13 protein-coding genes are annotated in these 15,958 nt (G+C 43.0%); 3 read left to right on the top strand and 10 right to left on the bottom strand.

The window, feature by feature from the left end:
* Positions 1-76: 76 nt before the first annotated feature.
* The 4 genes from ACN0V2_RS13050 to ACN0V2_RS13035 form a co-directional block, all read right to left on the bottom strand.
* A complete protein-coding gene (locus tag ACN0V2_RS13050; protein WP_417551258.1) occupies positions 77-346 on the bottom strand; it encodes a GIY-YIG nuclease family protein in 270 nt (89 codons plus the stop codon).
* Positions 333-737, bottom strand: a complete 405-nt coding sequence (gene msrB, locus ACN0V2_RS13045) for a peptide-methionine (R)-S-oxide reductase MsrB (RefSeq protein WP_417551257.1) — start codon at positions 735-737, stop codon at positions 333-335. Before msrB ends, ACN0V2_RS13050 begins: the two co-directional genes overlap by 14 nt.
* Positions 738-801: 64 nt before the next feature.
* Positions 802-4,332 carry a transporter substrate-binding domain-containing protein gene (locus tag ACN0V2_RS13040; RefSeq protein ID WP_417551256.1) on the bottom strand — a complete coding sequence of 1,177 codons (3,531 nt, stop codon included), beginning with the start codon at positions 4,330-4,332 and terminating at the stop codon, positions 802-804.
* Positions 4,301-5,350: a response regulator gene (locus ACN0V2_RS13035; RefSeq protein ID WP_417551255.1), complete on the bottom strand. Its 1,050-nt coding sequence runs from the start codon at positions 5,348-5,350 to the stop codon at positions 4,301-4,303. Before ACN0V2_RS13035 ends, ACN0V2_RS13040 begins: the two co-directional genes overlap by 32 nt.
* Positions 5,351-5,575: 225 nt before the next feature.
* Between ACN0V2_RS13035 and ung the strand changes: the two genes are divergently transcribed.
* The 3 genes from ung (at position 5,576) to ACN0V2_RS13020 (ending at position 10,127) form a co-directional block, all read left to right on the top strand.
* A complete protein-coding gene (gene ung, locus ACN0V2_RS13030) occupies positions 5,576-6,259 on the top strand; it encodes a uracil-DNA glycosylase (RefSeq protein WP_417551254.1) in 684 nt (227 codons plus the stop codon).
* 76 nt (positions 6,260-6,335) lie between these two features.
* Positions 6,336-8,231: an ATP-binding cassette domain-containing protein gene (locus ACN0V2_RS13025; protein WP_417551253.1), complete on the top strand. Its 1,896-nt coding sequence runs from the start codon at positions 6,336-6,338 to the stop codon at positions 8,229-8,231.
* 3 nt (positions 8,232-8,234) lie between these two features.
* Positions 8,235-10,127: an ATP-binding cassette domain-containing protein gene (locus ACN0V2_RS13020; protein WP_417551252.1), complete on the top strand. Its 1,893-nt coding sequence runs from the start codon at positions 8,235-8,237 to the stop codon at positions 10,125-10,127.
* Positions 10,128-10,195: 68 nt separating this feature from the next.
* Here the strand turns inward: ACN0V2_RS13020 and ACN0V2_RS13015 are convergent, their stop codons facing one another.
* The 6 genes from ACN0V2_RS13015 to ACN0V2_RS12990 form a co-directional block, all read right to left on the bottom strand.
* A complete protein-coding gene (locus ACN0V2_RS13015) occupies positions 10,196-10,960 on the bottom strand; it encodes an elongation factor-1 alpha (RefSeq protein ID WP_417551251.1) in 765 nt (254 codons plus the stop codon).
* 66 nt (positions 10,961-11,026) lie between these two features.
* Positions 11,027-11,782, bottom strand: coding sequence for a DUF4197 domain-containing protein (locus ACN0V2_RS13010; protein WP_417551250.1), 756 nt, complete (start codon positions 11,780-11,782; stop codon positions 11,027-11,029).
* Between the two features lie 146 nt (positions 11,783-11,928).
* Positions 11,929-12,138, bottom strand: a complete 210-nt coding sequence (locus tag ACN0V2_RS13005) for a cold-shock protein (RefSeq protein WP_069295769.1) — start codon at positions 12,136-12,138, stop codon at positions 11,929-11,931.
* A 307-nt stretch (positions 12,139-12,445) separates the two neighbouring features.
* On the bottom strand, positions 12,446-12,712 hold the full coding sequence (locus tag ACN0V2_RS13000) for an oxidative damage protection protein (RefSeq protein WP_417551249.1): 267 nt from the start codon (positions 12,710-12,712) through the stop codon (positions 12,446-12,448).
* Complete coding sequence (mutY, locus tag ACN0V2_RS12995; RefSeq protein ID WP_417551248.1) at positions 12,709-13,761, bottom strand: A/G-specific adenine glycosylase; 1,053 nt, start codon at positions 13,759-13,761, stop codon at positions 12,709-12,711. The genes ACN0V2_RS13000 and mutY overlap by 4 nt, the downstream gene beginning before the upstream one ends.
* Positions 13,762-13,813: 52 nt before the next feature.
* On the bottom strand, positions 13,814-15,958 hold a 2,145-nt coding region (locus ACN0V2_RS12990; RefSeq protein WP_417551247.1), incomplete at its 5' end, for an AsmA family protein.

The following is a 15,958-nucleotide window of genomic DNA, read 5'->3' as shown; positions in this document are numbered from 1 at the left end:
TGATGTTAGCAGTGCTTAACAAAGTTAAAATCCTGTATCTAAAGGAGAAATTCAGACGTGCTGAAAAAACGCGCCATTATACATGGTCTGATGGGTTACCGATAAGGATCAGTTTTTGTTGTCGACTGAGCTTTTTGATCGCTGCTTCACGACGGCTGGCACTGCTGCGATCAGGATGCTGTTCGTGATACACCACCTTCTGGGCTTCACTGGTGTGAAAAAAACGAGCACCGCCATTGTGATTTTGATGTTGTTTTAAGCGACGTGCTAAATCAGTGGTAATACCGGTATAAAGGTGGCCATTTGCGGCTTGAATGATATACAGCGTCCATTCAGTCTTGGTCATTAAACGCAAGCGCCACCGAATTAATACAATAACGTAGGCCAGTGGGAGCGGGGCCGTCATCAAATACATGACCTAAATGAGCTTCACATTGCTGACAGCGAACTTCGGTACGGTCCATATTGTGACTGTAATCGGGATGATGAGTCACCACGCCATGTTCCAACTGTGAGGAAAAACTTGGCCAACCACAACCGACATTAAATTTGTGGTCAGAAGCGAACAAGGCTTGGCCACAGCAAACACAATGATAATGGCCATTCTCATCGTGATCGACATAATCCCCGGAAAAAGCTGGCTCAGTACCAGCCTGACGAGTGACACGGTATTGCTCATCAGTAAGTTGTTGACGCCACTGTGCATCCGTTTTCAATTCGGAATTCATCTTGCTCATCTCAATTACAACGTGGGAGGCATTGTATAAAAAAGTGCAAAACAAATCACACTTGTCTGGTTGGTTAAGTTGCCCGAATCGTTTGTTGGATGTCGGCGCACATTCTAGGAAATTGTTTTAACAATATCTGCATGCCCTCGATATCAAACGCATCAATACGTTCCAATAACTGGCTGGCGTAACGATCCAAAGTATCAATTTGATGATTACTGGCCAGTTTGGCTATCTCGTGAGCAAAGGTTTTAATGTCAGTCATACTGTTACTTTGCGTGGCATTTCGCCATATTTCATCAATATCCGTTTGAAAATGGTTAAATATCGATAAGAGTTGCTGCTTGTCCAGTTTTGACCAATCCTGCTGTGGTGTTGCGGTCACTTCCACCTCAACAGTTTGATATTGTAAAAACACACTTAAAGCATGAAATAATTCATTGCGCAGTACGGGTTTACGCAGATACGCATCAAAATACTGCAATTTATCTTGATCATAAGCATCTTTCATCACTGAAGCGGTCAGGGCGACCACAGGTAAATCAGCTTTCATCAATTTGATTCGTTGGGCAGCTTCATAGCCATCCATCACCGGCATGCGGATATCCATCAACACTAGATCTACCGGATTATTTTTAACGAAATCCACAGCCAGCTGACCATTCTCAGCCTCGCTGGTTCGAATATTACTGTTAATGAAATGCTGCCGAATCAGCTCACGATTATGATTGACATCATCGACAATCAACATATGTGCTGGCTCAAAACGTATATGACTGGCATCAAATGCTAACGCCTGTTGCCGAAGTTTATCACTGGCGATAGCGGCAATATCGATTCCAGGCAAATCAATGCTGAATATGGAACCTTCGCCGCTTTTACTTTGCAGATGGATTTGACCGCCCATCATCTCAATCAAACGACGAGTGATGGATAAACCAAGGCCTGTGCCGCCATATTTGCGAACATCTTGGCCTGATTGTTGAGCAAAAATTTCGAAAATGTGTTCGACTTCAGTGTCTGGAATACCGATGCCAGTGTCTTCCACTCGGATGTGTAAATCTAACTTGCTTAAATGATCATCGACATTATCAGCGTGCACATGAATCCCAACATGGCCAGTATCGGTGAACTTCACCGCATTACTAATCAGATTGAACAACACCTGCCGGAGGCGTGTAGCATCCAGTAATAATCCGTGCGGTAAGCTCGGATCAACATCTAAATGCAACGCCAAGTCTTTATTGCGAATCTGCAGAATAAACATATTGGCTATTTCATCAAATAACTGATGAGGATCGGTGGCTGTTTTATTGAGGAGAAGTTTGCCGGCTTCGATTTTCGATAAATCGAGAATATCGTTGATTAGTAACAACAATGTGTTTCCCGCACCGCGTATAGTTTTAATAAAGGCTTTAAGCCGTGGTTCAGTGACTTGCTCGTCCAGCAATTCTGTAAACCCCAATATCGCATTCATTGGCGTACGGATTTCATGGCTCATATTGGCAAGAAATTGCGATTTAGCTAGGTTCGCTGCTTCAGCATGTGTCTTTGCTTCTTTTAGAGAATTTTCCAACGTTATACGATCGCCCATGTTCAGATAAAAACCCAGAAAGGCAGGTTTACCTTGATATTGGATCGCAATGATCGAAAACAATCCCTGAATGATTTGGTCTGTTAAAGTTTTAATTTTGACCAATTCACCGGTAATTTCCCCTTCTTTGGCAAGCTTTTCCAACACACCTTGACGTTGACCAAGATCAGCATAAAACTCATGAACTTTAAGGGTTTGTTGTTGCTCAGCTGTAAAGCCAAGTTCCTTATAACAATGTTCATTGGCAAGCAAAATACTGCCATCTGTAGCGGAAGTCACCATCAGGCTCATTGGCATGACATTAATCAGATGTAATAACTGCGCTTCACTATCCCGAAGCTGTTGTTCCGAAGCCAGACGTTTGTTGACTTCAATTTGTAAACGTCGATTCCAATAAACACTAGCAAGCAAAATAAGCAGTAATACTGCTGCAACTTGAATTAACAAAGTGTAATTGGTGCGTTGTATGGTGTTGACTGACATCCAGCGTTGATCAATGGTGCGTTTTTCTTCAACTGTTATGGCTGCCAAAGCTTTGTTGATGATAGACAAGAGTTCGGGGTGATCTTTGATGATACCCATATGCAGTGCAGCAGAATAATCTCTGACAATACTGGTATTAAGATGAGTTAACCCCGCCTGACTGGCATTGTAGGTTATGGTAGCGATAATATCGAAATAACCATCAATTTCTTCTGCTGCCAGCATGGCTAAGCCTTCCCTCACAGAAGGTACGTACACAATGTCAATTTCTGGGTAATAGGCCAGTAAAATCGACTCGGCATAATAGCCTTTTACAACACCGACCGGTTTGTTATTGAATTCACTCAGACTAGCTAAATGGCCAAATTTGGTTGTTGCGATGGCCAGTGGATAATCCAGATAGGGAATAGTCATATCAAGAAATGTTTCACGAAAAGTATTTCGAGAAAGTGCCGCGATGAGGTCAATTTGCTTTTCCTGTGCACCTTCGATAACGGATTGCCAGTCTGAATATGTTTCTAGCTGAAACTGTAGACCGGTTTGTTTGCTGATAATCTGTAGATAGTCAGCACTTATACCACTGTGATCACCATTTTTATCAATGAAATCAAAGGGTGGCCAATACGGGTCGACCCCAATCTTGATGATTGGATGATTTTCAATCCATTGTTTTTCATCCTCGGTTAAATCAAGTCGACTTTGCTCGTAGGGCAATACCTCAAATGCACTACTGTCACTTACCACGGCATACCATTTATCAATAATTTGCTGTTTTTCAGCAGCTGTAATCGCTGCTAAGGATTTTTCAATAATGCTGTGTAAAAGGGGATAGCGTTTATCAACAGCAACGGAGGTATCCGTGGTTAGACCGGGAACTTTGGCAGCCACTCTCAGATTGGATAGGTAGCGCTGTTTGATGACATTGGTGGCGACCGCTATATTCCCGATATAAGCATCGGCTTTGGAAAATGAAACTGCTTCCAGAGAATCGTCGTTGGAATCTGTTAACACTAGATCCAAATCTGGATAATTGATTTTAAGCCAGTTATGCAAGTAGGAGTCTTCATTTACCGCGAGCTTAAGCCCGGATAAATCTTCCATAGAATAAATATCATCACGATGTTGCTGAACGATAATACCAAGCGACAGGCTCACGTATGGTTTACTAAATAACAAAAACTCCTGTCTTTCCTCATTAGCTGCCGCGCAACTCAACCCCATCAGCTCCCCATCACGCATTTTTTCCATGGTGTTGGCCCAGATATCAGGTTTAACGGTTATATTAAGGCCACTTTTTTCACTGATAAGCTTTAATATATCTGCTGCAATACCATCATGATCGCCATCCTCATTAACAAAGTCATAAGGCGCCCAGCTGTAATCTGCTCCCAATAAAACTTCTGGATTATTGTCGATCCATGCCTGCTCTTCTTCTGTAAATGTCAGCGCCGACAGCCGGCAACTTAGCAATAGCAGAACAAAAAATATTAGCCAGTTAGCTTTGATTGGCAATGGCAACAAATTCATCAATATGTTCCAGTAGTAGATTGACTAAGTACGGATCAAAATGACTACTGCTATGTTTCCTGATGTAATCAATAGTGTCATCCAATGACCAGGCTTCTTTATAGACGCGTTTATGTAACAAAGCATCAAATACATCTATTAAACCGACGATACGTCCATAGATATGAATATCCTGTCCTTTCAGACTTTGGGGATAACCACTACCATCCCATTTTTCATGATGCTGGTGAGCGATGATGGCGGCAGCTTTGGTGTATTTTCGTTTCGAGTTATTAAGAATTTTAAAGGCACGACTGGTATGGGTTTTCATAATGGCAAACTCGTCTTCAGTGAGTTTGCCCGGCTTATGTAATATCGAATGCGGGATGGTGATTTTGCCAATATCATGCATTGGTGCGGCATGAAAAAGAATATCCGCATCTTCATCTGTCAAACTCTCATGATATAAGGCTAATAATCTGCAACATTCGGCGACCCGGCGGATATGTTTGCCAGTTTCATCTGAGGTGGATTCCATCAACTCGGTTAATACATAAATCATTTCAAGTTGATTTTGTTCCAGCTCGGTCATTAGACGTTGCTGATTTTGTTCGTATTTGTGCTGTAGAGAAAGATTATTTTGTTGCAGGAGTTTTTTAGCTCGATATAGAGAGAGATGTGTATTAACCCTGGCTAAAAGTTCTTCTGCATGAAACGGTTTACAGAGATAGTCGACTGCACCGGCCTGAAATCCTTGGCTGATGGAATCGACATCAACCTTTGCCGTGACAAAAATAATGGGGATATCCAGAAATCGTGGCTCTGCTTTGATACGCCGACAAACTTCATAGCCATCCATATCCGGCATCATAATATCCAGCAGAATCAGGTCATATTCATGCGTTCGCATCAATGCGAGCGCTTCCTGTCCACGGGTAGCAAAGGAAAGGTTATAAGGCTCTTCTTTGAGAAAATTCATTGCCACCTGAATGTTATCAGGTACATCGTCCACGATTAAAACATTGGCGCTATTATCCATCGCGATTCCTTGTATACAGATACTTTTGCGGCGATCTTATTGATACTGCATATGGCATCTGCTGAAAATAACAGTAACTTCATAGCTTGTCTATTCGTCTTATTATTTATGGATCAAATATTTGTAAGCGATTGTAATCTGACTGATAACTATATAATTGAGTTGCAAGGATGAGTAATAAAATCGAAGTAAGTATCATGTGAATTTAACGATGGGGATGCACTAATGGCTTTGCAAAAAGCACCACAATGGCAGGCTTTACTCGATACAGAGTTTGAACAGCCCTACATGCAGCAATTAAAAGTATTTTTACAGCAGCAGAAAACACAACATAAAGTTATATATCCGCACTCATCAAATTGGTTCCATGCTTTGGAAACTACACCATTATCTCAGGTGAAAGTCGTTATTCTTGGCCAGGATCCATATCATCAGCCTGAGCAAGCCCACGGCTTATGCTTTTCAGTCAAACCCGGTGTGACAATTCCACCTTCTTTAATGAATATCTATAAAGAACTAAATAACGACCTGGGTATTGCTCCTGCCAAACATGGTTATCTGGAAGCGTGGGCCAAACAAGGCGTTTTGTTACTGAATGCTGTTTTAACGGTAGAGCATGGGCAAGCCAATGCGCATCAGGGAAAAGGCTGGGAACAATTTACTGATAGGGTCATCAGTCTGGTTAATCAACAATGTGAAAATGTGGTGTTTATGCTGTGGGGTAGTTATGCACAGAAAAAAGGCGCGGCAATTGATAACCAACGCCACTTAGTATTAAAAGCACCACATCCTTCACCGCTGTCCGCACATCGCGGTTTTTTAGGTTGCAAACATTTCAGCCAGGCCAACGAATATTTACAACAACATGGTCAATCCCCTATAGATTGGCAGTTGCCGCCATCGGTTTAGCTTTTTTATTTAGATTTAGCAAACCGCAAAGATTTATCCAATACAGCCGATGGGCAGGCTTGATACAATTCGCGCCATGATAAATTTCAGTCAACTTTCTTTACGTCGTGGACCCCGTTTACTGTTTGAAGCTGCCAATCTGGTGATTCATCCCGGACAACGCATCGGTTTGACCGGCGCCAATGGCACTGGTAAATCTAGCTTGTTTGCGATGATCCGCAATGAGATACACGCTGACAGCGGTGATCTGACGTTTCCTGAATCCTGGGTGATTGCCCATGTTGCTCAGGAAACGCCAGCGGTCGATACAACTGCCATTGATTATGTGTTGCAGGGTGATGCCGAACTGAGTCAGCTGCTCACACAATTGGCACAAGCAGAAAAGAACAATGATGGTCATTTACAAACCCAGTTGCATGACAAAATAGGCTTGATTGATGGTTATACCGGCCGCAGTCGGGCTGCAAAACTTCTGCATGGATTAGGGTTTACTGCTGAGCAGCAGGAACATCCTGTCAGAACCTTTTCAGGTGGCTGGCGTATGCGACTTAACCTGGCCCAGGCTCTGATGTGCCGTAGTGACTTATTGCTGCTGGACGAGCCTACGAATCACTTGGATCTCGAAGCCGTCTATTGGTTAGAAGAATGGCTTCGTAGTTATAGCGGAACCTTGCTGGTTATCTCACATGATCGTGAGTTTCTCGACAGGGTAGTTACGCATATCGCCCATATCGAGCAACAGCGCATTAAACTTTATACGGGTAATTATTCGGATTTTGAAATAGCCCGTGCCGAGCATCTGGCCAATCAGCAATCCGCTTATCAGAAACAGCAATCTGAAATCGCCCATATCCGTGACTTTGTGAATCGTTTCAAAGCTAAAGCGACCAAAGCCAAGCAGGCTCAAAGTCGTATCAAGGCACTTGAGCGAATGGAAAAAATTGCTCCAGCGCATGTGGATTCTCCGTTTCATTTCAGCTTTTTTGAGCCGCGGCATTTAACCACGCCAATTTTAGCGCTGGATAAAGCCAGTGTTGGTTATCAGCAAACCCCGTTAATTGAGAATATCAAGCTCCACCTTGCTCCCGGCGATCGTATCGGTTTGTTAGGACCTAACGGTGCCGGTAAATCGACATTAATCAAACTGATTGCCGGTGAACTGGAACCGCTCAGCGGGAAACGTCGCGAAGGCAAAGATATTGTTATCGGTTATTTTGCACAGCATCAATTAGAGCAATTACGTCCTGATGAAAGTGCAATGAAGCACTTACAGCGGCTGGACCCAATGGCTACCGAACAGGATTGCCGTAATTTTCTCGGCGGTTTTGGCTTTAATGGCGATACCGCTCTGGAACCGGTTGCTCCGTTCTCTGGTGGCGAAAAAGCCCGGTTGGTTTTAGCCTTATTGGTTTATCAGCGGCCGGCTTTATTGTTATTGGATGAACCTACCAATCACCTGGATTTGGAAATGCGGCTAGCATTGACCATGGCTTTGCAGGAATACGAAGGCGCATTAGTGGTGGTATCGCATGATCGCTATTTCCTGCGTAATGTCACCGATGATCTATGGCTGGTAGCTGATGGCAAAGCTGCTGCTTTTGAAGGTGACCTCGATGATTACCGGCAGTTGCGATTAGGCCGTGAAACGGTTAATACCTCTGCTGATAAAAATCCTGCCGCCAACAACGCTAAAAAACTAGATCGTCAGGCGGCAGCACAACAGCGTCAGAAATTACAGCCTTTGCGTAACCAAGTAAAAAAAGCCGAGCAAATCCTCGATAAACAGAACGCTGAACTTGCCAAAATAGAATTACAACTCGCTGATACAACGCTGTATGAAGCGGCCAATAAAGAAAAACTCAAAGACCTGTTACACCAGCAAGCTGCGACCAAGGCGGCATTGGAACAGGCTGAAATGGACTGGCTTGAAGCCAGTGAAATACTTGAAAACGCAGAAACTGCAGAGGTTTAATCCGTGGCATTATTGTCTTTAAAACAGCTGACCGTCAGTTATGGTGGCCCAAATTTACTTGATAAAGTCGACTTTCAGCTCGATAAAGGTGAGCGGGTATGTCTTGTAGGCCGTAACGGTGCCGGTAAATCCACTTTGATGAAAGTCATTGCCGGAGAGATCACTCCGGATGGTGGTGAAATGGTGGGCTTACAAGAACTGAAAATTGCCAGGCTGGAGCAGGAAGTCCCTGCTGGCACGGCTGGCAGTGTGTTTGATGTTGTGGCGGCTGGGCTGGGTGAAGTAGGGCCTCTATTGGTCGAATATCACCATATTGTTCAACAACTGCAACACGATAGTAGTGAACAAATTCTCAACAAGCTGGAAAAAGCCCAGCATAAACTCGAAGCAGTGGATGGCTGGAGTCTGGAACAACAGGTAGAAACAGTCATTTCTCGACTATCGTTGGATGCCGATGTTGAATTTGCCAGCTTGTCAGGAGGCATGAAGCGCCGTGTTTTATTAGCTCAAGCTTTAGTCCGTCAACCGGATATTTTATTACTGGATGAGCCGACCAACCATCTGGATATCAGTTCTATTACCTGGTTGGAAGGCTTCCTGAAAAGCTATGGCGGCACCTTATTATTCATTACCCATGATCGTAGTTTTCTCCAAGCCTTGGCTACTCGAATTGTGCAGTTAGACCGTGGTCAACTGGTGAGCTTCCCGGGTGATTACAAAAGCTTTCTGGAGAAACGGGAGGCTTTACTGTCAGCCGAAGCAGAGCAGAATGCACAGTTTGATAAAAAACTGGCCCAAGAAGAAGTGTGGATTCGTCAGGGCATTAAAGCCCGTCGCACTCGTAACGAAGGTCGTGTAAGAGCACTGGAGAAACTACGCCGGGAACGTGGTCAACGGCGTGAAGTGCAGGGCAATGTGTCCATGCAGATTCAAGTAGGCGATCGCAGTGGCAAGCTGGTGGTCGAGGTTGAGAACATCAGTCAGGCATTTGATGGCCGGCAACTGTTCAAAGATTTCTCAACGGTGATCCAGCGCGGTGATCGCATTGGTATTATCGGGCCCAATGGCTGTGGTAAAAGTACTTTACTGTCGATTTTGTTGGGGCGGGCTGAACCACAATCCGGAACAGTAAAATTAGGTACCAATCTGCAAGTGGCATATTTTGATCAATTACGCAGCCAACTCGATGAAGAGGCTAGTGTGGTGGACAATGTCGGGCAAGGGAGAGACTTTGTTGATATCAATGGCAGCCCTAAACATGTGATTGGTTATTTGCAAGATTTCCTGTTCACACCGGATAGAGCCAGAACACCAGTAAAAGCATTGTCAGGTGGTGAGCGAAATCGTTTATTACTGGCGAAATTATTTACTCAGCCAGCCAATTTACTTGTCTTGGATGAGCCAACCAATGACCTTGATGCAGAAACGCTTGAATTGCTTGAAGATTTGTTACTGGGCTTTACTGGCACCATGCTACTGGTCAGCCATGATCGAAGTTTTCTGAATAATGTGGTGACCAGTTGCATCGTATTTGATGAAGATAAACAGGTCCGTGAATATGTTGGTGGTTATGATGATTGGCTGGCACAACGCCAACAGTCTGCGAAACAGGAAAAGCCTACTGCTAAACTGGAGCCAGCATCTGCTGCAAAATCAGCCAAGAAAAAGTCAACTTTAACGTATCAACAGCAATTAGATTTGAAAGCACTACCATTAGAGATTGAAAAACTCGAGCAACAAATTGCTACGCTAACAGAAAAAATGGGGGCCGCTGATTTTTATCAGCAGGATGCCAATAAGATTAAACAGGTTCAGACACAAATAGCGGATTTGGAAAAGTCGCTGGACTCTGCCTTTGAAAAATGGGAAAAGTTAGAAGCATTACAAAACGCCTAGCGGCAATATTGATAAGCATAAAAAAAGCCGCTGTCTCATGAGTAAGACAGCGGCTTTTTTATTATTTGTTATTCGTCTAACAACGCATCGCGATTGTCTTCACGGAAACGCGGCAGAATCCACATTTCATACATCGATACCACCCACATAAAGGCAAATGATAATGCCATAGCACCACCACCAATAATAACAAACCAGGCAAAGTTCGGATGTAGTTTGGTTAACCACCAAGCACTGATATCAATTAGCAGAAAGATATACGGCATGGAAATTACGGTGACTTTCAAAACTTTAGGCACACCGGCTGCCAGGCTGAATATCAAGCCAACAAACATGAAGATAAAGGCAATACCGAATAAGTGAATATGTGAAACACGGGCAAGTGATGCAATACTGGCTCCTGTATCAACTACGGCTCGTTCCTTTATCTGTTTAAAATCCGAGTAGTCTGGAATGGCACCACCAGCATCAGCGTTATGACAGATAATACATTTGGCATCAAAAATTTGTCTAATACCATCATTTTCATAGGAATCTTCTGTTGCACCGGCATGTACCCAGCTAATGATCTTAGCGCGTTCATCATCGGTAGCCATCGGTTTCATTGAACCGTGTAGCTTATTTTCAAGCAAAGAATTGTTTCGGTTACCGTAATAGCTGTAAACGATATCATCTACGGAAAGGCCATACTTGCCATCAGCCAAACCATGAGTAAGCTGAATTTGAACAATTGCCATCAAATAACCTACTGCCACCACAACCAAATAACCGGTAAAAAGTGCTTTTAATGAGGTGCCTTGACTTGCGAGATTGAGGTTGTGATTTCTTGCCATGTTGTTTCCCTTATTTTTATTGTGTTTATTCTATTACATCACGTATTTGCTGAGTAGCCAAAAACGTTATTTACTACCAAAAACCTGTTGCAAAATTTCGGATGTGCGTGCCGTTGGATTGTTACGAATCTTTTGTTCTTCCGCTGCAATCATGATAAATAATCCATCTAACGCTTGAGCCGTTACATAATCTGGTAAATCCATATTGATATCTTGTCCAACTACCGGCAGCGAACTTACTTTGTCGTCTAGCTGATTGTAATAGCGGGTAGCGCCGACCTCATTGAGTGAGGTGTCTATAATCGGTTCAAACAAACCGGCAAGCTTGTTACGCGTTTTATCTTCAAAAAAACGGGTCGCCGCATCATTTTCACCATTTAAAATGTTACGAGCATCGTCGATAGTCATTTTTTTAATCGCATCAATCATAATTGAAGTCGCTTGCGGCGCTGCTTTTTCTGCAGCCAGATTGATACTTTGCTCAAAGTCATCTGCCATTTTGTTCAAACCTAACTGGCGCATTAACCCCGCAGCTTGTTGAACGCGAGGAGGCAATGGAATACGAATTTGTGGATTATTCAGGTATCCACCTTCCTGACTGACTTTTTCTACCGCTTTTTTGGTGCCTACTTCCAATGCCTCTTTTAAGCCATTTACAATCGTATCAGGGCTTAACTCAGCACCTTGTTGGCTTCCCAATGCAGAACTACCGGCTTTACTGAAGTCATTGAGGAATTGCTTCCAATCGGCGTTAGCAGGAACAGCCGTAGCGAGAAGAAATAACGTGAATAAAATACTACTAAGTTTTGCTTGTTTGGTCATAACGGAATTCCTTTCATACGACTTAAGATCGTGCCGTCTAAGCCTGTAAGCGTCAAGCTATGCTTTATTGTCATTACAAATAACACACAAAAAAAAAGCCGGCTAATTACTTAACCGGCTTTTCATGTCTGTATCGGATCAGGTTATCAGCTAGGGACAACGTTTTCCGCTTGTGGACCTTTTTGACCTTGTGTCACTTCCATCGTGACAGATTGGCCTTCTTTCAGAGTTCTGAAACCATCTGATTTAATCGCGCTGTGATGTACAAATACATCTGGACCGTCGGCGCGTTCAATAAAGCCGAATCCTTTTGCGTCATTGAACCATTTCACTGTACCTGTAACTTGCTCTGCCATATCAACCTCAATATCTTAAATCTTCTGCTAACTTAACTCCTAAGCTAGCTTACACTACCCCTTGAAAAGGGGTTAATCGCATTGTACGCCCAAAATTTAACAAAAAGTCACATTTATTTTGGCTTTAACAACTTTTTTTTATCTTAAAAAACACCTTAAAAAAGTATAAAAAAAACGGTTAGCCATTGAATTTATTGCGATTATTTGAAACGTGGCATTCAAAAGATTCACATTTAATGATTATACCCAATGCCAGTTTAGCAACTACGGTAGCGGATAAAATGCGCGATTTAGCCTTTAACCTAGACTAAACCGGCTTGAAATCAGCTGGCTTTTCAGAGCCGTCTCCAAAAAAGAATTTTTCCAGTTCAGTCTTTAAAAAGGACTGAGATTTGGGATCTGCCAACGATAAACGATATTCATTTATCAACATGGTTTGATGTGCTACCCACATTTGCCAGGCTTCTTTTGAGACACTTTCATAGATTTTTTTGCCCAATTCGCCAGGATAGGGTGGGAAATCAAGTGCTTCAGCTTCTTTGTTGAGTTTTACACAATGCACGGTACGTGTCATAGCATCCTCTCGGTTGATGATAAGAATTCAATTAATTGTTTAACCGGAGCAGGTAAGCCCAGTGTTAACGCCTGATCTATTTTAACCCAGATATGCTGTTTATTCTCGGCAACCATATCAATTGGGTCTGCAGTGAAAATATAGGGTTGGATGTTTAGTTTGAAGTGGCTAAAAACATGCTTGATTTCAGGCGTTGTGGATTTAAAGGTGATATTTTTTATCGGCAGAATATGTTCTGCTGCCTCAGCGGTCTGGCCTTCTGGAAAGCTCCATAAGCCGCCCCAAATACCACTTTGTGGTCGTTGTTCTAATAATATGTATTTATCTTGATTGATGTACACAAACCAGTTTGTCTGACGCGTTGGTTGCTGTTTTTTTGCTTTTCGCACTGGAAATAAAGTGGGTTCACCTGTTGCGAAGGCCTGACAATCGGTTTGCAAAGGGCAGTTCTTACAATCCGGACGGCTGCGGGTACATAGGGTTGCCCCTAAATCCATTTGTGCCTGAATGTAATTCGCAATGCGTTCTGTGGGCAATAACTGTTCTGCACGGTGCCACATGGCGGCTTCAGCTTGTTTTTCACCCGGCCAGATTTTAATCGCATCATACCGAGCTAACACACGTTTTACATTGCCATCCAAAATTGGAAACTGTTGTTGATATGCCAGAGCCATAATAGCTCCAGCAGTTGAACGTCCTATTCCGGGCAAATCTAGTAAGTCTTGAAAATCTTCCGGCACCTTGGCGTTATGCAGTTGTTGCATTTGAACAGCTGCTTTATGCAGATTTCTTCCGCGAGCATAGTATCCCAGGCCTGACCATAAACTGAGAACGTCATCTATATTGGCATTCGCCAAAGCAGTAACATCAGGGAAACGATTTATAAAGCGGTGGTAATAAGGGATAACGGTGGCAACCTGAGTCTGTTGTAACATCACTTCAGATAGCCAAACATGGTAAGGCGAAGCATTTATCTGCCAAGGTAAATCCTTACGACCGTGTTGGTCATACCAGGCTAATAAACGTTCGCTGAAGGTGCTAGTAGTCAAAATAGAATCAGGCCGAGCTCGATAATGAGCACGGCCTTTGGTGTGTTATTGATTAGAATAAACCCTTGAGTTTTTCTTTCAGCAAGTCTTCTGCTGAAGGTGAGGTTTCTTCTTCAGATTTGCCTTCTGAAGATTGCTCTTCTGTAACTGGCTCATCAGTTGGTTCTGCAGATGAATCAGATTTAGACTCTATGCCCAGCTTGCCGCCTAGCAAACCTCCAAGGCCATCGCCAAGTTTTTCTTTCAGTTTTTCTTCGGCCTTGGCTTTTACTTCATCAGTAGCTTGTTCTTTTAAAACAGCTGCTAAATCAACTTTTGGTCGTGGATTATCAAAACTACCAGTAATTTTAACCGGAATTGTCAGCCCTTTAAGGTCTTCTAGCGTTTTGCCACCTTGGCCTTCAGCGGTACCAACTATTGAAACACGAACGGCATAATCAATAACTTCTCGTGGGATATCGATATCACCAGATCCAGTGACGCGCAATAATGGCGACATCAGCTCAAGATCCTGGTTGTTCACAATGCCTTCATTCGCGGTAAAAGAGCCTTTCAAGCTACTGAAATCAGTTTGCACTGGTTCGTTAGTTTCTGCGGCTTTTTGTCCGGACAGAACCGCCTTAGCTTGGCGAATTGCTTCGGCAATATTAATGCCTTTTAAAGCGCCATCAGTAAAAGAAAAGGCACCATTGCCGTTCAGACTTTGTTTAATGGCATCAATATCTTTACCACTACCATTGAGCTTTACATTGGCATTTGCTGTACCTGCGATACGATCATTGCCAGTTAGATCTTTCAGTAAGGGGCCGGCCTGAACTCCCTGCAGATTTTCATCAACAGCAAGTTTCAGGTTTTCCCCTCGGGCATCAATATTGACATTACCTTGATACTTTCCCTGATATAAATCCGCTGATAATGGGCTAAGTTTTATCAAACCATCTTTGGCATCAATGGTAATCACAATGTTTTCAGTGCTAATGCCACTGGCTTTAAGCTTACCGATCTTCATGCTGCCTTTAGCATTGATATCACGCAAAGTTGCTAACGGTAATTCATTTGAGCCTGCAGCCGTAACGGTGGCAGGGGTTGAAACTTCTTTTGCCGTATTATCTTCGTCTTCCTTAACCGGTGGGGGTAGGTATCGATCAGCATCAATTTGATCTAACGTCAGAGTAAAATTGTAAGAGGGTTTTTCAAAGTTGCTGATACCAAACTGACCGGCTAACTGGCTTTGATCGAGAGTCAGTTGTAAATCTTTGGCAGTAATAGAGTTTTTAGTACCACTAATTTCAGTACTTAGTTGAACCAGCTCCAATGTGCTGGGGTCGGCCATTTCGGGTAATTCAATTTTTAAATCATTAGCTAATTTACGCAGATTGAAAGGTTTGATTTGTACGTTACCGTTAAATGCCAGATCATCAGACAGAATCTTTTCACCTTGCAAACGTCCATTCATCGTGAGATCAGCCAATTTAATAGCCAGATCATTAGCTTGAAAGGTTTCATCTGCCAGATTAGCAACAATATTAGTGTTTACATCCAGCTTAGCCTTACCACCAGGCAGCTTTTCATTTTCGAGGTCAGCTGTAATAACAAGATTGTTAATACGGTGTTGTTGCGTGGCTAAATTAGCTTCAATTAAACCGCTTAATTTGGCATCAATTTTTTGCTCAGTGCCAGTGGCCTGCAGATCCATTACAAGATTATTGATGGTAACCAATTCACTAGCCATATTGGCATTAATATCAGCCTCAAGATTTAAATTGGCCTGTTGCAGTGGCATTGCAGAGCTATTAGCAACAGTATTGAGTTTCAGTGATTCTAGTGCATAAATTTGTTTTTCTAAATCAACAATGATTTTAGTATCGAGTTTAATATGTGCTTTGGCTTCTGGCTTGCTGCTAATGAGATCAAATGATGTAGTTAAAGCTGTCGGTTCACCAGGAATTAATGGATCTGTGTCGAGGTTGAGATTACGTAATTGGAAATTTTCATCTTTGCTGGCATCAGACCATAATACATTGGCATTGCTTAATTTGACTCCTGCAATATTAATAGCTGACAGGCCGCCGCTGGCTGGGTCAGTTGAAGAGCTCTCGGCAGTAGTTGAGACATCCGCGTCAGCTGGATCTTCCGCTTTTGTCAGATCATCCCAGTTTGTAACGCCTTCTTCATTCGTCTCTAGGTTTAGTAGCAA

The sequence above is a fragment of the Methylophaga sp. genome, from assembly GCF_048266885.1.
GTDB lineage: Bacteria > Pseudomonadota > Gammaproteobacteria > Nitrosococcales > Methylophagaceae > Methylophaga.
This window is presented reverse-complemented; position numbering and strand designations above follow the sequence as displayed.